Genomic DNA, 25,732 nt, shown 5'->3' with positions numbered 1-25,732 from the left:
GACGGGTGGTTATGATTTTCAGCAATTCATTTTGGCAGCGTATACTTTTTGTCTCCAACCTTTTCAATAAATACCGTAGTTTAGGTATCCACATTGAAATTTAACAGATTTTATAACTCTTATAAATTTTAGGGTTTTGTTCAACGTATAATATATGTGTTTGTCTGATAAAAATTTCTACTTTTTTTGATTTTAAATAAGTATTAGTTTATATTATGGTGTGAATTGGGTTTGATATCTCTTTTGAGGAAGTTGCCTTAGATTTTTCTAATTGTGTTTTATTGTATAGTGTATCTTGCTTATTTTGAACAGAATCTTTTATGACATTTGTCATATTTACGAGTGACAGAAGTATCTAGCTCCGCTAACTTCAAAAGACTATAATTGAAGTATGAAAGGGAGGAAGAAAAAATGAAACATAAAGTAATTGTCGCAATGAGTTTAGTAGCAGCAGGAGTTATGACCTATCTCATGTTCTCAGGATTGGATGAAGATTTCTATCATTTTCCTTGGGAGTTATTTGCTGGCTTTGGAATGATGTCTTGGCTTGTCAGAGAAGGTTTGAAATTAGTAAGAGATGTGAAAAAGGAGTTTGAGGAATGAAAAAAGCAATTATCTATTTCTTTATCGGCCTGTCACTCTTGGTATGGTTGGTAGAAATGTTTACTGATTGGTTTGATCAAGCCTTCCTTCACCAATTCATCCGTGGTGCATGGGGATTAGGATTTATGATTTTTATCGTCTTTCCGATGGGAAAGGAGTGGCTGAAAGGAGAATATTATGAACATGATTAAGGTACAAGGCTTACATAAAAACATCAAGGGTAAGGCTATTTTGAAGGATATTTCCTTTGAGATAGCTGAAGGTGAATGTGTTGCCATGATTGGGCCAAACGGAGCAGGAAAGACCACACTCTTGGACTGTTTGCTCGGAGATAAATTGGTCACCAGTGGGCAAGTATCTATTAAAGGTTTACCAGTGACGAGTTCAAAGTTAGACTATACTAGGGCTTACCTCCCTCAAGAAAATGTAATCGTTCAGAAATTAAAAGTTAAAGAGTTGATTGCTTTCTTTCAAAAAATTTATCCAAATCACTTGAGTAACCAGGAAATCGATCAACTATTGCAGTTTGATCAGCAACAAAAAGAGCAATTTGCAGAAAAATTATCAGGTGGACAAAAGCGTCTTTTCTCTTTTGTCTTGACCTTAATTGGGCGACCAAAGCTTGTCTTTTTAGATGAGCCTACATCGGCTATGGATACCTCAACTCGTCAACGTTTTTGGGAGATTGTCGATCAGTTAAAGAAAAATGGTGTGACCATTGTCTATTCTTCTCACTATATCGAAGAGGTAGAGCATACAGCGGACCGAATCTTGGTCTTGAATAAGGGAGAGTTGATTCGTGATACGACGCCTCTAGCTATGCGTAGCGAGGAAATAGAAAAGTACTTTATCCTTCCTATAGCTTACAAGGAAGTCGTAGAGAAGTCAAATTTGGTTGAAAACTGGACCCTAAAGCAAGATTCTTTGCAAGTAGTCACTCGAGAAGCAGATGCTTTCTGGGAGCTATTAGCCCAAGCAAGATGTAGGATACAAGAAATCGAAGTTAATAATCGTAGTTTGCTGGATACAATCTTTGAAGAAACGCAAAAAGGAGATGACTAAGATGAAACGATGGATTGCACTAAACAAGATAGAATTTTTATTGACCAAACGACAATTAGTCTATTATCTATTATCCGTAGGGATGCCGACAGCCTTCTATTTATTCTTTTCAGGCATGTACCAGGACACACCTGGTGGACCAGATAATTTTATGCGTGACTACCTCATCTCCATGACAGCTTTTTCCATGATGTCGACAGCTATCTTTTCATTCCCAGCTGTCTTACATACCGATAAAATCAACAACTGGCAGAAAACATTACGTCATAGCCCTGTAAATATGGTAGAATATTATCTATCAAAGATAACAAGTATGATGGTTGATTATTTGGTCTCAATTCTGGTTGTTTTCTCAGTTGGGCATTTTGTAAGAGGTGTGGATATGTCTTTAGGAAGCTGGATTGGGGCTGCGTTCTTGCTGATAGTAGGAAGTGTAGCTTTTGTAGCGCTTGGCTTGACCTTGACACTCTTGCCTTCTAGTCAGCTGATGTCTGTCGTGGGCAATCTTCTCTATCTAGGCTTGGCTGTTTTAGGTGGACTCTGGATGCCCATCTCTTTATTTCCAGACTGGATGCAAGCAATCGGGAAGTGCCTACCAACTTATCAGTTGATGGAGTTGCTCAAGACCTTCTTAAACGAGGGTAGCATCAATCTATCAGCCACAGTTTATCTACTTGTTTTTTCAGCAGTTTTGTTTGGTTTGACCATTTACCTTCAAGGTCATAAGGAGAATGCTTAATGCTTGAAAGACTGAAAAGCATACACTATATGTTTTGGGCTAGTTTAATTTTTATGATTTTCCCCATCCTACCTGTAGTGACTGGGTGGCTCTCTGCCTGGCATTTATTGATTGATATTCTATTTGTAGTAGCGTATTTGGGTGTTTTAACAACTAAGAGCCAGCGCCTATCTTGGCTATATTGGGGCATCATGCTGACTTATGTAGTTGGGAATACTGCCTTTGTTGCTGTTAATTATATCTGGTTTTTCTTTTTCCTATCCAATCTCTTAAGTTATCATTTCAGCGTAGGTGGTTTAAAGTCTTTACATGTCTGGACTTTTCTTCTTGCTCAAGTCCTTGTTGTGGGCCAACTGTTGATTTTTCAGAAACTCGAAGTTGAGTTTCTATTCTATCTACTTGTAATTCTTGCTTTTGTCGATTTAATGACTTTTGGCTTGGTTCGGATTCGGATTGTGGAGGATTTGAAAGAAGCACAGGCTAAGCAAAATGCCCAGATAAATCTATTGCTTGCTGAAAATGAACGCAGTCGTATCGGTCAGGATTTGCATGATAGTCTGGGACATACCTTTGCCATGCTAAGTGTTAAAACTGATCTAGCCTTGCAGTTATTTCAAATGCAGGCTTATCCACAGGTAGAAAAGGAATTAAAAGAAATTCACCAGATCAGCAAGGATTCCATGAATGAAGTGAGAACCATTGTGGAAAATCTTAAGTCTAGAACTTTGGCATCCGAACTAGAGACTGTGAAAAAGATGTTAGAAATTGCTGGAATTGAGGTGGAAACGGATAACCAACTAGATACTGCTAGCCTTACTCAGGAATTGGAGTCAACGGCTTCCATGATTTTGCTTGAGTTGGTGACCAATATCATCAAACATGCCAAAGCGTCGAAGGCCTACCTGAAATTAGAACGGACAGAGAAAGAACTCATTCTAACAGTGAGAGATGATGGCTGTGGCTTTACTTCTATAAAGGGGGATGAGCTCCATACAATTCGAGATCGTGTCCTTCCATTTTCGGGAGAGGTAAATGTGATTAGTCAGAAACAACCGACAGAAGTTCAGGTTCGACTACCTTATAAGGAGAGAAAGTAGATGAAAGTATTAGTCGCAGAAGATCAAAGTATGTTGCGAGATGCCATGTGCCAGTTGCTCACGCTTCAACCGGATATAGAGTCTGTCTTTCAAGCCAAGAATGGGCAAGAAGCAATCCAACTATTGGAAAAGGAGTCTGTAGATATCGCCATCCTTGACGTAGAAATGCCTGTTAAGACAGGTCTTGAAGTTTTGGAGTGGATACGAGCAGAAAATTTAGAAACAAAGGTGGTTGTGGTGACGACCTTCAAGCGCCCTGGTTACTTTGAACGTGCAGTCAAGGCTGGAGTAGATGCTTATGTCTTGAAAGAAAGAAGCATTGCAGACCTCATGCAAACTTTGCATACTGTCCTCGAAGGAGGCAAGGAGTATTCGCCTGAATTGATGGAAGTGGTGATGACGCATCCCAATCCGTTGACAGAACAAGAGATTGCTGTTTTAAAGGGAATTGCTCAAGGCTTGTCTAACCAAGAAATTGCAGACAAACTTTATCTATCCAACGGAACAGTCCGAAACTATGTTACTAATATTCTTTCGAAACTAGATGCAGGTAATCGAACAGAGGCAGCTAATATCGCAAAAGAATCTGGTTGGTTGTGATATTGTCATATATCGGAAACCATCATGTGCTAAAATTGAAGTTATTCAATCAAACAATTTTGTAACTTGAGGAGGCTTAGTTTCCTCCTTTTTGTTTCGTCAAAGGTGGTAGCAAGGAGCTAAACCTAGGCTTTCTATGAAATTTTTTCAATCAATCTTCAAAAAAAGCTTGAAAGTGTTTACAAATAGTGATAAAATGGAATAAGTAGAAACATGAAAACGAAATTTTCACATCTTCACTTTTGTAAGTAGATGTAGAGCTTCAATCGGTGCCTCTACTTGTAAAAGAATGTGTGGGATAGAAAGGGCAGGAAAAGGAATGAATGCAGATGATACAGTAACCATTTATGATGTCGCTCGTGAAGCGGGTGTTTCCATGGCGACGGTCAGCCGTGTGGTCAATGGCAATAAAAATGTAAAAGAGAATACCCGTAAAAAAGTGCTAGAGGTAATTGATCGTTTGGATTATCGTCCAAATGCAGTTGCGCGTGGTCTTGCAAGTAAAAAGACAACCACTGTCGGTGTCGTGATTCCAAATATTACCAATGGTTATTTTTCGAGTTTGGCTAAGGGGATTGATGATATTGCGGAAATGTACAAGTACAATATTGTCCTAGCTAATAGCGATGAAGATAACGAGAAAGAAGTTTCTGTTGTCAATACCCTCTTTTCAAAGCAGGTAGATGGCATTATCTTTATGGGTTATCACTTGACAGATAAAATTCGCTCAGAATTTTCGCGTTCACGTACTCCGATTGTTCTCGCAGGAACTGTCGATGTTGAGCACCAGTTGCCAAGTGTCAATATTGACTATAAGCAAGCAACGATTGATGCAGTGAGTTACCTTGCTAAAGAAAATGAGCGTATTGCTTTCGTTAGCGGTCCGCTAGTGGATGACATCAATGGTAAGGTTCGTTTAGTTGGCTACAAGGAAGCCTTGAAAAAAGCAGGAATCGCTTATAGTGAGGGTTTGGTATTTGAATCTAAATATAGCTATGATGATGGTTACGCCTTGGCAGAGCGTTTGATTTCATCGAATGCAACTGCAGCAGTTGTGACAGGTGATGAGTTGGCAGCAGGTGTCTTGAACGGTTTGGCTGATAAGGGTGTGTCAGTACCAGAAGAATTTGAAATTATTACTAGTGATGATTCACAAATTGCACGCTTTACCCGTCCAAACTTGACAACGATTGCCCAACCTCTTTATGATCTTGGTGCCATTAGTATGCGTATGTTGACCAAGATTATGCACAAGGAAGAGTTGGAAGAACGTGAAGTTCTCTTACCTCATGGATTGACAGAACGTCGCTCAACACGAAAACGGAAATAGAAAAAATCAGGGAATCGTGAAGATTTCCTGATTTTGTGCTCTTAAACAAGAGATGTTGACTTAATGAATACCACAGAGCGGACTAGGCGGCTGGTTAAAGGCTACGGCAACACACTGCTTTGAGGTTGTAGATAGAACTGACGAAGTCAGCTCAAGGCACTGCTTTGAGGTTGTAGATAGAACTGACGAAGTCAGCTCAAAACATGTTTTTGAGGTTGTAGATANNGTCAGTAACCATACATACGAAAAGGCGACGTTGACGCGGTTTGAAGAGATTTTCGAAGAGACTTACCCTTCCATATAGTCTTTCAAATCCTGTCCTGTTAGTCCGGCATTGAGGGCGATGAGGAGTTTCAAGCGGGCTTTTTGGGCATTGAGTTCTTTGACAAAGAAGACACCAGATTTTTGCAACTGCACGCCTCCACCTTGGTAGGCATAAACAGGTTCGGCAATACCGTTAAAGCATCGTGATACCAGAGCGACTGGGATTCCTTTTTGCAGAAGGCTTTCTAATTTTTGAGCCGTTTCTTTGGGAATATTACCAGCTCCGAAGGCTTGGATAATCAAACCGTCCAATTGTTCCAAATCCAGCATATCAATCAGCTCATCTGTCATACCAGCATAAGCCGAGATAATAGGGACTAAACCTTGTATGTGATCAAGGTCAAAGCGAACACGAGGTTCAGCTGTTTTGAAGTAGAGGATTTCCTGTTTCATGATGAGACCAAGGGGGCCGTGGGTAGGAGTCTGGAAGGTACTGACATTGGTCGTATGCGTTTTGGTAACATACTTGGCAGCGTGGATTTCATCGTTCATAACGACTAAAACTCCTTTGTCAGCAGCCCTGTCATCGCTAGCTACTCGCAAAGCACTTAGATAATTATAAACACCATCACTGCCGAGTTCGTTGGAGCTGCGCATGGCCCCTGTTATAACGATAGGCATATGGGGGACTTCCATGGTATCAAGGAAATAGGCTGTTTCCTCTAAAGTATCGGTCCCGTGTGTGATCACCACTCCATCGTAGTTAGCAGCTTCCTCTTTAATTTTCTGGTAGAGGGCCAGCATATGCTTGGGTTTGATATGGGGGCTTGGCAGGTTAAAAAAGTCCAAGGCGTGGACTTGGATTCCTTCAAGAGGATTGGACACATGGTTCATGGGATTATCTGAACTCGTCACAACAGCGCCAGAAGCATCGGCCTGCATGGAAATAGTCCCACCCGTATGTAAAACAAGGATTTTCTTAGGCATGATTTACTCACTCTTTCTGAAATGTGGTATAATCATTGTATCACAAAAGGGGAGATTGGGATAGGATGGAAGTCAAAGCTGTTTTTTTTGATATCGATGGAACCTTGGTCAACGATCGCAAGAGTGTTTTGAAATCCACTAAGGATGCGATTAAGATTGTCAAAGAACAAGGGGTGCTTGTAGGCGTAGCGACAGGGCGAGGACCTTTTTTTGTTAAGGAATTGATGGACGATTTGGATTTGGACTTTGCGGTAACCTATAATGGCCAGTATATCTTTACTAAAGACAGAGTCTTGTTCACGAGCCCTATTTCCAAGTTGCATTTGCGTCATCTAATTAGCTATGCTAAAAAAGAGGGCAAGGAGATTGCCCTAGGGACCAAGGATGCCATGCTGGGTTCCAAAATCATGTCCTTTGGTCTGGGTTCTTTTTCCCAACGAATCAGTCGCTTCGTTCCCTCTGTTCTAACCCGAACAGTGAATCAGTCTTTTAATCGCATGGTCAGCAAGGTTGTTCCCCAAAAGGAAGAAGACCTGCTTCATCTGATGAATCAGCCTATCTACCAAGTTTTGATGCTGATGACGCCAGAAGAATCTGAGAAGGCAGCAGCTGATTTTGAAGATTTGAAATTGACACGTAGCAATCCTTTTGCAGCGGATGTCATCAATCAAGGAAACTCTAAATTGGAAGGCATACGCCGAGTCGGAAAAGAATATGGCTTTGACCTTAATCAAGTCATGGCCTTTGGTGACTCAGATAACGACTTAGAAATGCTGGCTGGTGTCGGTATGTCGGTCGCTATGGGAAATGGTAGTAGCAGTGTCAAGGAAGTTGCCAAGCACATTACCACTAGCAATCAGCAAGACGGAATCCACAAGGCCTTGGAACATTTTGGTGTTTTGTCTTCAGAAAAAGTCTTTGTCAGCCGTGACTATCATTTCAATAAGGTCAAGACCTTCCACCACATGATGGATGAACGGACCCAAGAAGAACCTCGAGCTTGGGATTTAGAAGGTGCAACCCATAGGGCTGGCTTTAAAATAGAAGAATTGGTGGAGTTTGTTCGAGCTGCCAGTTCTTCTGAAGAGGATTTTGGTCAAGCTCTATCGCAACTTCATCAGGCTCTTGATAAGGCAGCATATAAAGTAGCCAAGAAGACACCTGCTCAGCAAGATTTGATAGGGCAAGTGGATGCCTTGATTGACACACTTTACTTCACCTACGGTAGTTTTGTCTTGATGGGGGTGGACCCAGAACGTATTTTTGACATTGTTCATCAAGCTAATATGGGGAAAATTTTTCCAGATGGCAAGGCTCATTTTGATCCAGTGACCCACAAAATCTTAAAACCAGATGATTGGGAAGAAAAATATGCTCCAGAACCTGCTATTAAAAAGGAACTGCAGCGTCAGCTTAAGGCTTATGAACGTCATAAAGAGAGAAATAATACTCAATGAAAATCAAAGAGCAAACTAGGAAACTAGCTGCAGGTTGCTCAAAGCACTGCTTTGAGGTTGTGGATAGAACNNCTGTTTTGAGGTTGCAGATGAAACTGACGAAGTCAGTAACATACCTACGGCAAGGCGACGTTGACGTGGTTTGAAGAGATTTTCGAAGAGTATAAATAGTAAACAAAAAGGAGCGCTGAGCTCCTTTTCTTTGTAATTATAAGGTTTTTTCTTGTTCTCTCACAACCAGCAAATCGACCTTAGCATGGCGGAGAATGTATTCAGATGAAGAGCCGACCAAGAGGCGTTCAAAGGCGTTGAGACCAGTTGCGCCAACTAGAATGAGGTCCACTTCCTCAGCATCTGGAATAGTACGTGCTAGTAGGGTCTTTGGATTTCCCATTTCAATGACGATATGAACATCTGCCACACCAGCATCTTTAGCACGTTTTTCGTACTCTTTCATCAGACTTTCAGCGTCAACTTGGAGTTGTTCGTAAACTTCAGCATCAAAGGTGGATACGCTTTGGAGAGCGCGTGTGTCAATGACATGTGCGATGGTGAGTTTAGCGTCGTTTCGTAGAGCAGAATGAACTCCCTTGATAAAAGCTAAGTCTGCTTCCTTAGAACCATCGATTGCGACCATGATATTTTGGTAACGTTGTGCCATAATGAAACCTCCTGAAATTTTCTTACTATCATTGTAAACCTTTTCACTATAGAAGTAAAGCAAAAAAAGTATTTTTCAAAAGAATGTTAGTGCTTAAAATCTATATAAATATATGATAAAATAAAAGAAAGGATAGCAGGAAAGAAGTGAAGGGAGGGAGAATGATGAAAAACTCTTTTCAAGAAGCAAAAAAATCAAATTTCCTTTATTATGGAATCATCCTAGTTTCAGTCTTGCTAGAAGTTATCATGATCTGGCAATTAGAGAGTCTGGTACCGCTTCTTTATCCAGGTTTTATCGGCTTTTTAGTCTTTCACCTACTCTACCATCTGATTTTATTCCTAGTTGCAAAACGAAGTGGGCGTTGGGGTTACTTGATGATATGGGGGCTCTTCCTCATGTTCAATCTTCTTTATGACTCCTTTTTAGGTTTGCTTTTTCTAGGTTTATCTTTTGGTATGTGATATGTCTTTCGCAAAATACCTGCTATCTCCCCTGTCTTGACCTCGCTTTTAGTGAGGTTTTTCTTCTATCCGCACCTAGTAACACATTTCAGCAAACTTGTCGCATTGTCTTTCTAGTGGTATAATGTTACTATCTCGATGAATTGAGGAAACAAGATGAAAGAATATAATAAATCTAGTAAGTTAGAACATGTTGCTTATGATATCCGTGGTCCTGTTTTGGAAGAAGCCATGCGGATGCGAGCAAACGGAGAAAAGATTTTACGTTTGAATACAGGAAATCCAGCAGAATTTGGCTTTACAGCGCCAGATGAGGTCATTCATGACTTGATTATGAATGCGCGTGATAGTGAAGGGTATTCTGACTCAAAAGGGATTTTCTCAGCCCGTAAGGCCATCATGCAGTATTGCCAATTGAAGAAATTCCCAAATGTAGATATTGATGATATTTACCTTGGAAATGGTGTCAGTGAGCTGATTGTCATGTCCATGCAGGGGCTTTTGGACAATGGAGACGAGGTCTTGGTACCAATGCCAGACTATCCTCTCTGGACGGCCGCTGTCAGCCTAGCTGGAGGAAATGCCGTTCACTATATCTGTGATGAAGCTGCAGAATGGTATCCAGATATTGACGATATCAAGTCAAAAATCACTTCCAATACCAAGGCAATCGTCCTTATCAATCCAAACAACCCAACTGGAGCCCTTTATCCTAAGGAACTCTTATTGGAAATCATTGAAATTGCCCGTCAAAACGATTTGATTATCTTTGCGGATGAAATTTATGACCGCATGGTAATGGATGGACATGTGCATACGCCTGTGGCGAGCCTGGCACCAGATGTTTTCTGTGTCAGCATGAATGGTCTATCAAAATCCCACCGTATTGCTGGTTTCCGTGTGGGTTGGATGGTCTTGTCTGGTCCTAAGCACCATGTCAAGGGCTATATCGAAGGGCTCAATATGCTGTCCAATATGCGTCTTTGCTCTAACGTTTTGGCCCAACAAGTCGTCCAAACTTCCTTGGGTGGCCACCAATCAGTCGATGAATTGCTTCTTCCAGGTGGACGAATATATGAGCAAAGAAATTTCATTTATAATGCCATTCAAGAGATTCCAGGTCTCTCTGCAGTTAAACCCAAGGCGGGGCTCTATATCTTCCCTAAAATCGACCGCAATATGTACTGTATCGATGATGATGAACAGTTTGTCCTTGATTTCTTGAAGCAGGAAAAGGTTCTCTTAGTTCATGGTCGCGGCTTTAACTGGAAAGAACCAGACCACTTCCGTATCGTTTACCTTCCTCGTGTTGATGAACTAGCCCAAATCCAAGAAAAGATGACTCGTTTCTTGAAACAGTATCGTAGATAGGGCTTACATTCGAAAAAGCAGTAAACATTTGCCTTGAGCTATTGACAAAAGTGAAAGAATCAGATAGAATAGTAAAGTATGTTTAGTAACTGATCACTTTATAGCCGGCTAAACGAATACAAAATCTATGAGGAGGTATTCATCGTGAAACGTACTTATCAACCAAGTAAACTTCGTCGTGCGCGCAAACACGGATTCCGTAACCGTATGTCAACTAAAAACGGTCGTCGCGTATTGGCAGCTCGTCGTCGTAAAGGACGCAAAGTTTTGGCTGCATAATCCAAACGAACCATAACAAAAATCAGTAGGAACTCGAGTCTACTGATTTTTATTTTTGTAAAAAAGTTCAAAAGACTTTATATTTTTGCTCAAATGGTGTATAATATTTCACATACTGTAAAAAATGGAGAATAATCATGAAGAAATCAAAAGTTATGCTTTTTGGAGCTATGGCTTTGACAGCAGGTCTAGCTCTAGCGGCATGTGGGTCTTCCCAATCAAGTAATGCTGAGAAAACCTACTCTTATGTATTTACTAGTAATCCTGATACCTTGGACTACATTACGTCAACGCGTGGTTCTACTTCTAGTATCACGACTAACCTGATTGATGGCTTGTTAGAAAATGATAAGTACGGTAATCTCATTCCATCTATGGCTGAGTCATGGACGGTGTCAAAAGATGGTTTGACCTACACTTATAAGATCCGTCAGGGGGCGAAATGGTACACTTCAGAGGGCGAAGAGTATGCGGATGTAACGGCTCATGACTTTGTGACAGGTCTCAAGTATGCAGCTGATAAAAAGGCTGAAAACTTGTACTTGGTTCAAGACTCTATCAAGGGCCTCGCAGACTACGTTGAGGGGGAAACATCTGACTTTGAAACTGTTGGAGTTAAGGCAGTGGATGACTATACTCTTCAATATACTTTGAATAAGCCTGAATCTTACTGGAATTCTAAAACTACTGGGGGCATTTTGAGTCCTGTAAATGAAGCTTTTTTGAAATCTAAGGGAGATGACTTTGGAAGTGTAACACCATCCAGTATCTTGTCAAATGGTCCTTATTTGTTTAAATCTTTCTCATCAAAATCTTTGATTGAATTTGATAAAAACCCTAATTACTGGGATAAGGATAATGTGAAAATTGAGAAAGTGAAGCTCTCTTTCTTTGACGGTTCTGATCAAGATAGTTTAGCGAGAGGATTTTTGGAAGGGAACTACTCGGACGGTCGTATCTTCCCGACAAGTTCAGTGTTTAATCAGTTGAAAAAAGGGAATGAGGACAAAATCACCTACACACCACAAAACTCAATTACCTTCTATTATCTTTTCAACGTTAATCGTCAAAGCTACAAGCAGACCATGAAACAGTCTGATAAGGAAAAGACAGATTCACTTGCGGCCATGCAAAATAAGGATTTCCGTCAGGCTGTCAACTTTGCCTTTGACCGTCATGCTTATGCAGCGCAGACAAATGGTGAAGATGGAGCAGACCGTATCTTGCGTAACACGCTTATCCCAAGTGATTTTGTCCAAATCGGTGGTAAAAACTTTGGAGATGTTGTCAATGAAAAGATTATTAACTATGGTACAGAGTGGTCGAATATCAATTTGAATGATGCGCAACCTGCCTTTTTGAATGCTGAAAAAGCCAAGGCAGCATTTGCTAAAGCTAAAGAAACCTTGCAAGCAGAAGGCGTGACCTTCCCAATTCATTTGGATATGCCGGTTGACCAGACGGCTAAGTTAGATGTGCAACAAGCAAGTTCCTTTAAGCAGACAGTGGAAGAAACCCTTGGGACGGACAACGTTGTGATTGACGTGATTCAACTTTCTCCAGACGAGAAGGATCAAGCTACATTCTTTGCAGATACAGCTGAACAAAAGGACTATGACATTGATATTTCAGGTTGGAGCGGAGATTACTCAGATCCGAAAACTTATCTTGATCTCTTGGATCCAGAGTCAGGTTCTCAGCTTAACAATATTGGTTTGACTGCTGGAAAAGATAATGAAGTAAAAGAAAAAATTGGACTTTCTGCTTACAAAAAGTTACTAGATGAAGCAGATAGCGAAGTTGAAAATACTCAGGCTCGTTATGAAAAATTTGCTGAAGTCCAAGCTTGGTTGACTGACAGTGCCCTCTTCCTACCAGTTCAAAGTGGCGGAGCCAACCCAATCTTCCGTAAGACTGTACCGTTTACAGGAGCTTTCTCGTTCGTTGGACACAAAGGAGATGCTGACAACTACAAATATGTTGAACTGCAAAAAGAGCCGGTAACTGCGAAACAGTACCAGGAACTCTATGACAAATGGCTAAAAGAAAAAGCCGAGTCAAATAAAAAAGCTCAGGAAGATTTAGCTAGCCACATTCAATAATATTCCTAGTCATGCTTTTTAGTTAATACTCTTCGAAAATCAAATTCAAACCACGTCAGCGTTGCCTTGCCGTATATATGTTACTGACTTCGTCAGTTCTATCTGCAACCTCAAAACAATGTTTTGAGCAACCTGCGGTTAGCTTCCTAGTTTGCTCTTTGATTTTCATTGAGTATAAGCATAGTGACTGGATTTAGAAAAAGACCTTACCAGAAGCTTTTGGGTTCTGGTAGGGTCTTTTCGTTATTTTTTGTTTTTGATGAAGTAAGTGGAGGTGGATAGGGATACAGATAGCTAGAATGACTTGTTTTATGTTTTTGAATGAGAATCGATTAAAATTTATAAATCTGTATAAATGTTTAGTGAGTAAATGATAGCAAATAGGGTAAATTTCTATATATTTTAATTAAAGTAAAAATTAGGCTAAAAGTGGACGGGGGGGGGGGGATTTTATGCTATAATGTACGTATATTCTTATCGCCTAAAGTGGATATATTATAATAAAATTGTATTATAGTGTATTAGTTTTTGAATAAGAAGAAATAAAAATAAAAAATGGAGATCAAAGAATGAAGTATAAGAGAACGCAGAAACGCTCTAAGCAGATGTGGCAGCGTGTGGAAAAATTTTCGATTAGAAAGTTTAGCTTTGGAGCAGCGTCGTGTTTGATAGGGGCTATTACTGTACTTGGCTCATCATCTCAAATAGCTAATGCGGACGGGATAACATCCTATGAAGCTAATGGTGATAAAGTGACCGCTTATGCTCATGGAGAAAGTGTGTATAAACTTAGAGGTACTTCAACAAGTATTTATAATGCTTTTCGTATGAACGTTGATACTTCCAAGTATACAAAAGAAAATCCAGTCATTACGGTTACATTAACGTATAATGCTAAAGATAACTCGCATGAAGAAGCTCCGATATTTTGGAGCGGTCGACCATTTCATTGGTTCACTGTGCCCGAAGGAACAGAAGAATTAGGAAACGACTATGGACTTACACTAACAAATGGTAGTGGAGTTACTAATGAGTATACAAATTGGAGTAGTTGGGAAAGTAATTCGCGTTTTATTCATAGTAAATATAATAATAATCCAGACGCGTGGGAAAGACATAACACTACTACTGGAGAAACGTTAAGAAAAACTCCATTTGTAAGTTTAAATAGTGAATTTAATAAGTTTTTAGGGGATTATAACAATCGTTGGTATGATAATAGCAATATGCCTACTCAAGAAATCATGCATGACCTTCGTGCTAAAAGCCGAAGTATTTACGCTGATTGGGAAAAAAGAGCAGCTGGAACTGTAACGGTTACCTATACTACCAAAGTGAAAGATCCTGTAAACACTAAAGAGTTAACGTTTGGTATGGGGATCTATCAAGAATTAAATAGACAACAATACGCTCGTGTTGAAACTGTTAAGCTTCCAGTATTGTATAAATTAAATGAACTTTTTGAACCAAAGGTACCAGAACGTACACCGGTAGATAACCTAATAGCTCTTTCAGAAACAGAAGCAAATGAAATTAAAGCAAAAATTTTGGCTGCAAACACGAATAATGAAAGCAATCTATTATCTACAAATAAATTATTTAAAGATAATTTGAAAGATAATTCCAATAATGGTGTAAACTCAATTTCTATCAACAAATCTACTGGTGATGCAACAATTACTTATAAGGATGACAGTACGGATACGATTAAGGGTTCTGAGTTAATTTATGAAAAACCAAAAGCAGCAAAAGATGACATGGCTTCAACTAAGTTAGAAACAGATGGAATCTACTCTAATAAGTACTATATTAAACCTGTAACAGTGGAAAATTATGATAGTATTACTTCAAATGACAAAAGCAGAGCCTTGGCCAACTTTTTAAGTGCCAATTTAACGGAAGATGGTCTGAAATACTACAATAGTAATGAAAAAGTACGTAAGGAGGATCTTAAATCTGGGGTTGACTTTAGCTTGATAGGCAATGCTTATGTTATATTTGAATTCAACGACGAATATAAGTTAGTCGTTAAACGAATAAGTTATAGTACGCGTCCTGTAGCTATTGTACCGAAAGCCCATCTATTTAAGCAAAAACAAAAACCTGCATTTGATGTGGATGCTGCACAAAATGAAGCAACTGGGGTAATCGATTCATTAGATAATCTATATCCAGGAGAGAAAGATAGATATAAAAATGAAATAAAAGGAAAAAATACTCGAGAAGAGATTGAAAGAGTTCTGAATACAGCGAAAGAAACAGCTCATGCTAATGCTGTAGAATTAGCTAAAATGAAAAAGGCTGCTAATGATAAAATCAATGCGCTAGGTTATCTAACAAAAGAAGAAAAAGAAGAAGCAATTGCTAAAATCAACACTGCAACTATAAAACAAAATGATACTACTGTTGATAAAGTGTTCGATGATAAACATCCAGATAAAGATGTTGATCGTGGCGCAACGAAGGCTCGTTTAGATAGTCTTGTTGATACACTAGTCAAGAAAGATTTAGAAGTCGCTCGTAAAAAAGCAATTGAAACTATAAAAGGTATTCCAACTGAGAATTTATCTGAAGCTAAGAAGAATGATTATATAACTCAGATAAATAAAGCAGATAAATTAGGACCAGCAAGTGAAGAAGGAACTATTCTTAATATAGTAGAAAAAGCTCAAAAAGAAGCGTCAGATGCAGAAGCTACTCGTAAAAAAGAAGAAGCAGATAAAGTTCGTCAGCAATATAAGGATATGATTGCTAATATTCCAGGTTTAACTGATGACGAGAAAAAACAATATAATGATGCAATCGATAAAGCAACTAGTACCGATGAAATGGACGCTATCGTTGAATTTGCTAAATTAGCAGGTGAACGCAAAAACGCTGTAGCTGAAATAGAAAAACTAGAGCACTTAAATAATAATCAAAAACAATCGTTTAAAGATTTAGTGGAAAACAGCGCTAATAAAGAAGAAATAGAAAATTATGTTTCACAAGCTAAACAATTAAATAGCAAAATGAAACAACTTAAGGAGTTAGCTGGAAAAGCGAACGAATTAAAAGCAACGGATAAATATACATCGGCTGCAACCGACAAGAAAACTGCATTTGATAAAGCGTTAACAGCTGCTGAAAGTGTGTTAGATAAAGCGAATGGTGCTGATAAATCCATCTCAACTGTAGAAAACTTATTCAAAACATTAGAAACCGCAATCAACGAATTAAAACCTGGTAGGGAAAAAGTAAAAGTTGATGTAGACAAATCTCTTTTACAAGAAGAATATGCTAAAGGTGAAACAGTTAAAAAATCACCAGCTTATACTAAAGAAAAAGATGAAACTAAGAAAAAAGCTTACGATGATGCATTAAGAAAAGCAAAAGAAATATTAGATAAGTCGGATGCTTCACAAGACGAAGTAGATAAAGCGTTAGAAGCTTTAGAATCAGCTAAAGCAGGCTTACATGGTAAACAAGAAGAATTTGAATTAACAAAGAAAGATAACAATGCTGTACCTATTTCTGTAGTACCAGCGGTTGGAGTAGTTATTTCGAAACCAGAGGATCAGAAATTAATCAAGGATAAGATTGTTGGTATTCCAGAAGGTTCAACAGTAATCTACAACCCAATACAAGAAAAAGGTGACAAGACAGTTGTTCCAGTAAAAGTGACACACGAAAATGTTTCAAAAGAAATTGAAATTGAAGTGGTTCAATCTGAAGCGGCGAAAATAACACCGACAGTAAGTACAGCGAAATTAAGTGAAGTGCCAACAGAAAACGGGACAATCACAAAAGCAGAAGATGTACAAAAAGTTACAGAAGCAGTATCAGTTCCAGTTCCAGAAGGTCAGGCTCAACCAAGAAAAAACTTAGTTGACAATGGGAAAGTAGTACAAGGTACAGACCAACGTGCGAACGGTGGAGCGAATAATACAGGTAAATTGGTTGTCAAAGTTGAGGTAACTTATCAGGATGGCTCAAAAGAAACTGTTGAAGTTCCAGTAGAAGGAACTGATGCTGCGAAATCGCCATTAACTCCTCCAACAAAAGTAAAAGTTAATAATCCAAATAGTCTAACTGAAGAAGAAAAAACAGCAGTAAAAGAAGCAGTTAAGAAAACAAATCCAACATTAAACGACAAAGATATTTCAGTAGATGAAAAAGGAAAAGTAACAGTAACATATCCAGATACATCAACAAACACGTTGGAAGCAAACAAAACTGTAGAAGCTAAAACAGAGTTAGACAAAGCAAAAGAGCAAGCGAAAGCAGACTTAACGGCTGCAGCTAACAAAGAACAAGCAGAAATCGAAGCAGACAAGACCTTAACAGAAGATCAGAAGAAAGCTGAAAAAGCAAAAGTCGATGAAGCTAAGAAAGCTGCAGAGTCTAACATCGATAAAGCTGGAACAACTGACGAAGTAGCGAAAGCAATAGAAGACGGTAAGAAAGCAATCGATGCAGTACACAAAACAGAGTTAGATAAAGCTAAAGAACAAGCGAAATCAGACTTAACAGAAGCAGCTAACAAAGAAAAATCAGAAATCGAAGCAGACAAGACCTTAACAGAAGATCAGAAGAAAGCTGAAAAAGCGAAAGTCGATGAAGCTAAGAAAGCTGCAGAGTCTAACATCGATAAAGCTGGAACAACTGACGAAGTAGCGAAAGCAACAGAAGACGGTAAGAAAGCAATCGATGAAGTGCACCAAACAGAGTTAGACAAAGCTAAAGAACAAGCGAAATCAGACTTAACGGCTGCAGCTAACAAAGAACAAGCAGAAATCGAAGCAGACAAGACCTTAACAGAAGATCAGAAGAAAGCTGAAAAAGCAAAAGTCGATGAAGCTAAGAAAGCTGCAGAGTCTAACATCGATAAAGCTGGAACAACTGACGAAGTAACAACTGCAACAGAAGCAGGTAAGAAAGCAATCGATGCTGTTCATAAAACTAATGCTGAGAAAGCAACTCCAACAGTTACAGCAGGAGAAGTATCAGTAAGTGTCGATCCGGCTACAGATAAAAAAGTAGCGGAAGCAGATAAAAAAGCTATTACAGATGCTGTAGAAGTACCAAAAGACCAACCACAACCGACAGACAAACAAGTCAAAAATGACGGAAAAATTGTGAATGGAACAGGTGCAAATGAAGGTAAGAAAGTAGTTGTAGTAGAAGTTACTTATGGTGACGGATCAAAAGACGAAATCGAAGTACCTGTAAGAAAAGCAACTGATCAGGAAAAAGCAAAAGCTGACCTAACAAAAGCAGCAGATGCTGAAAAGGCAGAAATTGATGAAGACAATGCATTATCTAAAAAAGAAAAAGAAGCATTGAAGAAACAAGTTGATGAACTGAAAGCAAAACACGAAGAAAACATCAACAATGCAACTTCACCAGAAGCTATAGCGTCAGCCACAGAAAAAGGTAGACAAGAAATTGCTGCTGTTCATACTCCACAAGATATTACAGAAACAGCTAAGAGAAAGTTAACTCCACCAAAAGAAAGAGTTAAGGTCACAGATATCAATCATTTGACAGATGAAGAGAAAGAAGCTGTTAAAAAAGCGATTGTGGCGACTAACCCTTCATTAGAAGAATCTGAAATCTATGTGAGTGATAAGGGAGATGTAGCTTCTCCTAAAGGTTACTTGGAAGCAGAAAAAGTTGTTGTTCAAGCATTAAACAAACCAGCGACACCAGTTGTAGTGGCTGATCCAAATCATTTAACAAATGATGAAAAGGAAAAAGTGAAAGAAGCTGTAGCCAACGCAAATCCTGGTCTAAACAAAGATGATATTACAGTCGATGATAAAGGTAATGTAACAACTAAGGATGGCGATAAATTACTTGCAAAAGATGTAGTAACTCCAGCCCTGAACAAACCAACAACACCAGTTGTAGTTGGAAATCCTAATGCTTTAACAGAAAAAGAAAAAGAGGACATTAGGGATGCTGTCGCAGCTGCAAATCCAGGTTTAAACAAAGGTGATGTTACAGTAGATAACCAAGGAAATGTTAAAACTCCAAAAGGAAATCTACCAAAAGAAGATGTTGTCACAACAGTTTTAAATAAACCAAATAAACTTGTTGAAGTAGAAAATCCAAATAGCCTAACAGTTAAAGAAAAAGAAGCGGTTAAGAAAGCTATTGTAGAGGCAAATCCAGGTTTAACTGAGGATAAAGTCAAAGTCGATGATCAAGGAAATGTCACAACACCACAAGGTAACTTGCCAGCAAAAGATGTTGTAACTTCTAGCTTGAAGAAACCAACAACACCAGTTGAAGTTGTTAATCCATCTAAACTGACAGAACCAGAGAAATCTAAGATTGTAGAAGAAATTATTAAAAATAATCCAGGTTTAACAGATAAAGATATCAAAGTCGATGACCAAGGAAATGTTGAAACACCAAAAGGTAATTTACCAGCAGAGGATGTAGTGACACCAGCTTTGAAAAAACCGACAAAACTTGTCCCTGTTAAAGATGTCCATAGCTTAACAGAAGCAGAAAAAGACGCTGTTAAGGATGCTGTTGTAGCTGCAAATCCAGGCTTAAACAAGGACGATGTCAAGGTTGATGATCAAGGCAATGTTGAAACACCAAGAGGTAATTTACTGGCAGGAGAAGTTGTAACTCCAGCCTTGAAGAAACCTGTCACACCTGTAGAAGTTAAAGATCCTAAAAACTTAACAGAAGCAGAAAAAGACACTGTTAAGGATGCTGTTGTAGCTGCAAATCCAGGCTTAAACAAGGATGATGTTAAGGTTGATGGTCAAGGCAATGTTGAAACACCACAAGGTAATTTACCAGCAAAAGATGTAGTAACACCAGCTTTGAAGAAACCTGTCACACCTGTAGGAGTTAAAGATTCGAATAACTTAACAGACAAAGAAAAAGAAGATGTTAAGAAAGCTATTGTTGAAGCAAATCCAGGCTTAAACAAGGACGATGTCAAGGTTGATGATCAAGGAAATGTTGAGACTCCAAACGGAAATCTACCAAAAGAAGATGTAGTGGTCCAAACTGCTAAAGGGCAATCAACAAGTATCTTCAAACCAGAGTTAGACTTACAAACTGCTTTAGTATCCGGAAAAGTAACTGTTGAAAAAGGTAAAGGCTTAACTGACAAAGAAATCCTAAAACAATTAGCACTAGCTGATGGAGTAACAGCGAAAGTTATTTCTAAACCAACTACAACTGAAACAGGAACTAAAGAAGCAGAAGTGGAAGTAACCCTAGCGAATGGCACTAAAGTAACTGTAAAAGTACCGGTTGAAGTAGTTGATTCCTTAGGCACAGCTGATAAAGATAATGATCTTGCTAAGGCGAAAGAAGATGCTAAAAAACAAGTAGAAGAAGCTGCTAAGAAAAAACTTGATGAAATCAAGAAAGATAAAGATTTAACGCCTGAACAAAAACAAAAAGCTGAAAAAGAAATCAATAAAGCTAAAGAAGATGCTAACAAAGCTATTGACCAAGCATCATCAGCAGGAACAGCTAAGCAAATTGCAGATCAAGCAAAAGAAAATATTGAAAAATATGATCCAAAAGCTGATACAGAAGTTAAGAAACCAGATGTAACAAACCTTGATGAAGAAAAAGCGAAAGCAAAAGCTGAAATACTGGAAGAAGCTCAAAAACGCATTGACGAAATCAAGAACAATAAAGATTTATCAGACGAAGCGAAACAAAAAGCTATCGAAGAAATCAATAAGGCCAAAGATAAAGCGATTGAAGACATCAACAAAGGTCAATCTAAAGATGAAATCAACGCGGCGAAAGAAGCTGGTATTCATAAGATAAATGAAGTTCAACCAGATGGCTCTATTGCATCTAAATTCGAGCCGAAAGTTCCTGAAAACAAAGTGGAAGTAGAAAATCCAGCAAAACTTTCAGATGAAGAAAGAGAACAAGTTCGTCAAAACATCGAAGGAGCTAACACATTCCCAGATGGAACAACAGTAGAAGTAAAACCAGATGGAACGGCTGTTATCACATATAAAGATGGTTCAAGCGATACGATTTCTAAAGATAAATTAGTAGCACCAGTTAACAAAGAGACAGGAACAATCGCGTCAAGAACCGAGCCAGTTATCCCAGGAAAAACACAAGTAGGAAATACTACGAAGTTAACACCAGAAGAACAAGCTGCGGTTAAAAAAGCGGTTGAAGAAGCGAACAACTTCCCAGCAGGAACTACGGTAGAAGTAAGACCTGATGGAACAGTAGTCATCACCTATCCAGATAAATCTGTAGACACAATAACAGGGGATAAACTTGTTGAAAAAGGAAGCAAACAAGAAACTCCAAAAGTTCAGACAGATGCAGAGAAGAACCCAGCGCAAGTTCCAGGAAACTTTGTACCTGTTGAAAATACTCACAACTTGACACAGACGGAGCAAGATACTGTAGCAGCTAAGGTTAAAGAAGCAAATCCAGCGGCGACAGATGTTAAGGTATCTAAAGATGGAACAGCAACGCTAACATATGGAGATGGTTCAGTAAACACAATTCCAGGAACCAGTCTAGTAGTAGCCAAAGATACTGACAATGAAGCTTCAACACAAGCCGCGCAAAATCCAGCAGTGGTGCCAGCAACTACAGAAGTTGGAAATGCTCACAGCTTAACACCTGAGGAACAAGCTGCAGTAGCTACGAAAGTGAAACAAGCAAATCCAACTGCGACAGATGTTAAGGTATCTAAAGACGGAACAGCGACATTGACATACTCAGACGGTTCGGTAAATACAATTCCAGGAACCAGTCTAGTAGTTCAAAAAGAGGAAACTCCAACACAAGAGCAACCAACAATTGCAGAGAAGACAAAAGTAATCATCCCAGCTAACCCTACAAAAGTAGCAGAAGCTACAAGATTAACAGATGAAGAAAAAGAAGCTGTTAAAAAAGCTGTAGTAGATGCAAATGGATTCGGAAGCGATGTTAAAGTTGAAGTAGCTGGAGATGGCACAGCGACAATCGTCTTTAAAGATGGTTCAGCTATTACAATTCCAGGAAATCAATTGGTAGCACAAGATCCAAAAGCACAAGATAGCACTAAACCGACTGCTGAAAAATCAACTGTTAAAGCGCCTGCTCAAAGAGTAGATGTAAAAGATATAACTCATTTAACAGATGAAGAAAAAGAAAAAGTTAAGGTTGCTATTTTACAAGCAAATGGTTCAGCATTAGACGGAGCGACAATCACTGTAGCTGGAGATGGTACAGCAACAATCACATTCCCAGATGGTTCAGTAGTGACGATTCTAGGAAAAGATACAGTTCAACAATCTGCGAAAGGTGAATCTGTAACTCAAGAAGCTACACCAGAGTATAAGCCAGAAACTACACCAGGTGGAGATAATGGAGGCAATACTGGAAGCTCAGATGCTAATGCGAATGCAGGCGGTGGTAGCCAGGCAGGCGGACAAGCTAACACAGGTTCACAAAACCCAGCTCAATCACAAGCTTCTAAGCAATTAGCTACTGAAAAAGAATCAGCTAAAAAGGCCATTGAAAAAGCTGCCAAGGACAAGCAGGATGAAATCAAAGGTGCACCGCTTTCTGATAAAGAAAAAGCAGAATTTTTAGCAAGAGTGGAAGCAGAAAAACAAGCAGCTCTCAAAGAGATTGAAAATGCGAAAACTGTGGAAGATGTGAAGGAAGCAGAAACGATTGGAGTGCAAGCAATTGCCATGGTTACAGTTCCTAAGAGACCAGTGGCTCCTAATGCTGCTCCTCAGGCAACAAGTGCACCGCAAGCAACTGCAGGAACAATGCAAGATGTTACCTACCAGTCACCTGCTGGCAAACAACTACCTAACACAGGTTCAGCATCAAGTGCAGCACTTGCTAGTCTTGGTCTAGTGGCGGCAACCAGTGGTTTTGCTTTGCTAGGAAGAAAGGCTAGACGTAGAAAATAGGACAGCTAGAAAATTCTATTCTCTACTTAAAGTGAGATTATAAGGGGGATTTTGAGAAATCATCAATCCTAGTGATGGGTGAGAGAAGAGAGAACCCAAGATAATCACACACTTTAGCTGAGAAGGGATATTCTATCAATGTAACCAGTCTCTTCTGTCTCTAACTGTGGAATAGAAGATGGGCAATATCGGATAGAAAAGCTAGCAGAATAGTTCTCTATTGGAGAGAGGAGGGAAACCGAAAAATTGGGTGCCCCTCCTCTTTTTTGGTATAATAGAAGATAGAAAACGAGGTTAGAAGAGATGATTTTTGATACACATACACACTTGAATGTAGAAGAATTTGCTGGTCGTGAGGCAGAAGAAATTACCTTGGCTGCTGAGATGGGTGTGACACAGATGAATATTGTTGGTTTTGATAAACCGACGATTGAGCGTGCCTTGGAGTTGGTAGATGAGTATGACCAGCTCTATGCGACTATCGGTTGGCATCCGACAGAAGCAGGGACTTACACGGAGGAGATTGAAGCCTACTTGCTTGATAAGCTCAAGCATCCCAAGGTTGTTGCTTTAGGTGAAATTGGATTGGACTACCATTGGATGACAGCACCGAAAGAGGTGCAGGAGCAGGTTTTTTGCCGTCAGATTCAATTATCTAAGGACTTGGATTTGCCTTTTGTTGTCCATACTCGTGATGCGCTGGAAGATACCTATGAGATTATCAAAAGTGAGGGCGTTGGTCCTCGTGGTGGGATTATGCACTCATTTTCAGGGACGCTTGAGTGGGCAGAGAAGTTTGTCGCGCTTGGCATGACTATTTCCTTCTCAGGAGTGGTGACTTTTAAGAAGGCAACTGACATCCAAGAAGCAGCTAAAGAGTTACCTTTGGACAAGATTTTGGTGGAAACGGATGCTCCCTACTTGGCTCCTGTTCCTAAACGTGGTCGTGAAAATAAAACAGCCTACACTCGCTATGTAGTGGACTTTATAGCAGATTTGCGTGGCATGACGACGGAAGAGCTAGCAGCGATAACAACTGCAAATGCAGAACGAATTTTTGGATTGGACAGCAAGTAATGAAAGAAAAAATATCCCAAGTTATCGTGGTCGAAGGGCGCGATGATACGGCCAATCTCAAACGCTATTTCGATGTAGAGACCTATGAGACACGAGGTTCTGCCATCAATGAGCAGGATCTAGAGCGGATTCAGCGCTTGCACCAACGTCATGGAGTCATTGTCTTTACAGACCCAGATTTTAATGGGGAGCGGATTCGTCGCATGATTATGACGGCCATTCCAACAGTTCAGCATGCCTTCCTCAAACGAGATGAAGCTGTTCCCAAGTCCAAGACCAAGGGGCATTCTCTGGGAATTGAGCATGCCAGTTATGAAGACTTGAAAACGGCTCTAGCTCAGGTGACAGAACAATTTGAACATGAGAGCCAGTTTGACATCAGTCGTAGCGACTTGATTCGCCTTGGTTTTCTAGCAGAGGCAGACAGCCGTAAGCGACGAGAATATCTAGGAGAAGCTCTCCGAATCGGCTATTCCAACGGCAAGCAACTCCTCAAGCGCTTAGAGTTGTTTGGGGTCACCTTGGCGGAAGTGGAAGAAGCTATGAAATATTATGAGTAGGAAAGATGTAGCCGTTACAATTTTTTAAGTTTCACAGTATTTTTCGAAGCAGGTAGAAGAGGAGGCGTCTGATGTTAATTGGTCAAAAAATTAAAGAGATTCGGATAGAAAAAGGAATTAGTCGTCCAGATTTTTGTGGAGATGAGCAAGAACTGACAGTTCGTCAACTGTCGCGAATTGAAAGTGGAGCTTCGCAACCGAGTTTGCCCAAGTTAGACTATATTGCTCGCCGGCTAGGAGTTCCAGCTTATAGCCTTATGCCGGATTTTTCAGCTCTTCCTTCTGCTTATTTAGAATTGAAATACCAGATTTTACGTGAACCAATCTATGGTAAAGAAGAGGAGTATGATAAGAAAGAAGCGTGTTTGGAAGAGATTTATAAAACATACTTTGATAATCTTCCTAAAGAAGAACAATTAGCATGTGAAGTATTGCAGGCGTGTTTAGATACTTCTAGAACTAGAAGGCCTGAATATGCAGAGTTAATACTTGAGGAATATATGCCTCAGATTATAGAAAAAGAAGCTTATTCAATAAATGATATGTTGTTGGTTCGTTTGTTTTTTTATCAAATGCTCATTAGAAACGATCTTGCCAAATTTGTGAATCAAATCGAAAAGATAATGTTCCTTCTTTTGGAACAGAAGAAGATAACTCAAATAGAGAATTACTTTATAATTAGAGATACTCTTATTTCAGGAATGTGTTGTCTTGAAAAGGTAGGAGTAACTGATTGTTTTAATGATTATCTATCGTGTTTACAAGAAATTATGGATAAAACTCAAGATTATCAAAAGAAACCTCTTGTATTTATGTTTTTGTGGAAGCAAGCATTAAGAGAAGAAAGAGATTTTAGTTTAGCTGAATCATTTTATCAGTCTTCTAAAACATTTGCGCAGCTAATTGGAGATGGATTTCTAGTAAAGAAATTGACAGAGGAATGGCAAGAGGATGTCAAAAAATATTTATAAACATAGTGAATCAGTGACAAAAATGTCCCTGTTCTCGCATCAAAACAGTTCTAAAGTTCGTCTTTAGAACTGTTTTTTTGAATGTGAGCCAAAAATGACACGAAATAGTTAGATTTTAAGGACATTGATGTCCTTGATAGTTCTTGAAAAAACGGATATAATATATTTGAAGATGTTGCTAGTAGAAAGAACTTAAT

18 protein-coding genes and 1 pseudogene are annotated in these 25,732 nt (G+C 39.3%); 17 read left to right on the top strand and 2 right to left on the bottom strand.

Features of this window, described 5'->3' with window-relative positions; all coding sequences use genetic code 11:
- Nucleotides 1-411 precede the first annotated feature (411 nt).
- The 7 genes from HT698_RS08235 (at nucleotide 412) to ccpA (ending at nucleotide 5,431) form a co-directional block, all read left to right on the top strand.
- On the top strand, nucleotides 412-603 hold the full coding sequence (locus tag HT698_RS08235; RefSeq protein WP_173219521.1) for a hypothetical protein: 192 nt from the start codon (nucleotides 412-414) through the stop codon (nucleotides 601-603).
- On the top strand, nucleotides 600-794 hold the full coding sequence (locus HT698_RS08230; protein ID WP_173219523.1) for a hypothetical protein: 195 nt from the start codon (nucleotides 600-602) through the stop codon (nucleotides 792-794). The genes HT698_RS08235 and HT698_RS08230 overlap by 4 nt, the downstream gene beginning before the upstream one ends.
- Nucleotides 781-1,665, top strand: a complete 885-nt coding sequence (locus tag HT698_RS08225; protein WP_173219526.1) for an ABC transporter ATP-binding protein — start codon at nucleotides 781-783, stop codon at nucleotides 1,663-1,665. The genes HT698_RS08230 and HT698_RS08225 overlap by 14 nt, the downstream gene beginning before the upstream one ends.
- 1 nt (nucleotide 1,666) lies before the next feature.
- Nucleotides 1,667-2,404 (top strand): ABC transporter permease, encoded by a 738-nt coding sequence (locus HT698_RS08220; protein WP_173219530.1) that lies wholly within the window; start codon nucleotides 1,667-1,669, stop codon nucleotides 2,402-2,404.
- Nucleotides 2,404-3,501, top strand: coding sequence for a sensor histidine kinase (locus HT698_RS08215; protein WP_173219533.1), 1,098 nt, complete (start codon nucleotides 2,404-2,406; stop codon nucleotides 3,499-3,501). Before HT698_RS08220 ends, HT698_RS08215 begins: the two co-directional genes overlap by 1 nt.
- On the top strand, nucleotides 3,502-4,101 hold the full coding sequence (locus HT698_RS08210) for a response regulator transcription factor (protein WP_173219536.1): 600 nt from the start codon (nucleotides 3,502-3,504) through the stop codon (nucleotides 4,099-4,101). It abuts the gene before it with no gap.
- Between the two features lie 319 nt (nucleotides 4,102-4,420).
- Complete coding sequence (gene ccpA / locus HT698_RS08205; protein ID WP_050253459.1) at nucleotides 4,421-5,431, top strand: catabolite control protein A; 1,011 nt, start codon at nucleotides 4,421-4,423, stop codon at nucleotides 5,429-5,431.
- Between the two features lie 288 nt (nucleotides 5,432-5,719).
- Here the strand turns inward: ccpA and HT698_RS08200 are convergent, their stop codons facing one another.
- Nucleotides 5,720-6,682, bottom strand: a complete 963-nt coding sequence (locus HT698_RS08200) for an asparaginase (RefSeq protein WP_173220093.1) — start codon at nucleotides 6,680-6,682, stop codon at nucleotides 5,720-5,722.
- Between the two features lie 65 nt (nucleotides 6,683-6,747).
- On the opposite strand from HT698_RS08200, the gene HT698_RS08195 reads away from it, so the two are divergent.
- Nucleotides 6,748-8,139 carry a Cof-type HAD-IIB family hydrolase gene (locus HT698_RS08195; protein WP_173220096.1) on the top strand — a complete coding sequence of 464 codons (1,392 nt, stop codon included), beginning with the start codon at nucleotides 6,748-6,750 and terminating at the stop codon, nucleotides 8,137-8,139.
- Between the two features lie 208 nt (nucleotides 8,140-8,347).
- Here the strand turns inward: HT698_RS08195 and HT698_RS08190 are convergent, their stop codons facing one another.
- Nucleotides 8,348-8,800, bottom strand: coding sequence for a universal stress protein (locus tag HT698_RS08190; protein ID WP_031223038.1), 453 nt, complete (start codon nucleotides 8,798-8,800; stop codon nucleotides 8,348-8,350).
- A 161-nt stretch (nucleotides 8,801-8,961) separates the two neighbouring features.
- Here HT698_RS08190 and HT698_RS08185 point away from each other — a divergent pair, with 161 nt between their 5' ends.
- From HT698_RS08185 to HT698_RS08150, 9 genes and pseudogenes are all read left to right on the top strand, one after another.
- On the top strand, nucleotides 8,962-9,264 hold the full coding sequence (locus tag HT698_RS08185; RefSeq protein WP_173219408.1) for a hypothetical protein: 303 nt from the start codon (nucleotides 8,962-8,964) through the stop codon (nucleotides 9,262-9,264).
- 156 nt (nucleotides 9,265-9,420) lie between these two features.
- Nucleotides 9,421-10,635 carry a pyridoxal phosphate-dependent aminotransferase gene (locus HT698_RS08180; protein ID WP_173219410.1) on the top strand — a complete coding sequence of 405 codons (1,215 nt, stop codon included), beginning with the start codon at nucleotides 9,421-9,423 and terminating at the stop codon, nucleotides 10,633-10,635.
- 144 nt (nucleotides 10,636-10,779) lie between these two features.
- Nucleotides 10,780-10,914: a 50S ribosomal protein L34 gene (gene rpmH, locus HT698_RS08175; protein ID WP_000831905.1), complete on the top strand. Its 135-nt coding sequence runs from the start codon at nucleotides 10,780-10,782 to the stop codon at nucleotides 10,912-10,914.
- A 137-nt stretch (nucleotides 10,915-11,051) separates the two neighbouring features.
- Entirely contained in the window at nucleotides 11,052-13,016 is a 1,965-nt protein-coding gene (locus HT698_RS08170) for a peptide ABC transporter substrate-binding protein (protein WP_173219413.1), read from the top strand.
- Nucleotides 13,017-13,585: 569 nt separating this feature from the next.
- Nucleotides 13,586-21,775: pseudogene (locus HT698_RS08165) on the top strand (DUF1542 domain-containing protein); the annotation flags it as partial.
- A complete protein-coding gene (locus HT698_RS10535) occupies nucleotides 21,758-22,927 on the top strand; it encodes a DUF1542 domain-containing protein (protein ID WP_345789469.1) in 1,170 nt (389 codons plus the stop codon). The pseudogene HT698_RS08165 and the gene HT698_RS10535, both read left to right, overlap by 18 nt.
- 303 nt (nucleotides 22,928-23,230) lie before the next feature.
- A complete protein-coding gene (locus tag HT698_RS08160; protein ID WP_173219853.1) occupies nucleotides 23,231-24,004 on the top strand; it encodes a TatD family hydrolase in 774 nt (257 codons plus the stop codon).
- Nucleotides 24,004-24,564 carry a ribonuclease M5 gene (rnmV, locus tag HT698_RS08155; protein WP_173219857.1) on the top strand — a complete coding sequence of 187 codons (561 nt, stop codon included), beginning with the start codon at nucleotides 24,004-24,006 and terminating at the stop codon, nucleotides 24,562-24,564. The genes HT698_RS08160 and rnmV overlap by 1 nt, the downstream gene beginning before the upstream one ends.
- 71 nt (nucleotides 24,565-24,635) lie before the next feature.
- Nucleotides 24,636-25,535, top strand: a complete 900-nt coding sequence (locus HT698_RS08150; RefSeq protein ID WP_173219859.1) for an XRE family transcriptional regulator — start codon at nucleotides 24,636-24,638, stop codon at nucleotides 25,533-25,535.
- Nucleotides 25,536-25,732 lie beyond the last annotated feature (197 nt).

The organism is Streptococcus sp. 3109 (genome assembly GCF_013276905.1).
In the GTDB taxonomy this organism is placed as follows: domain Bacteria; phylum Bacillota; class Bacilli; order Lactobacillales; family Streptococcaceae; genus Streptococcus.
Note: the sequence above shows the minus strand (reverse complement) of the source record. Positions and strands in the feature narration are given on the sequence as shown.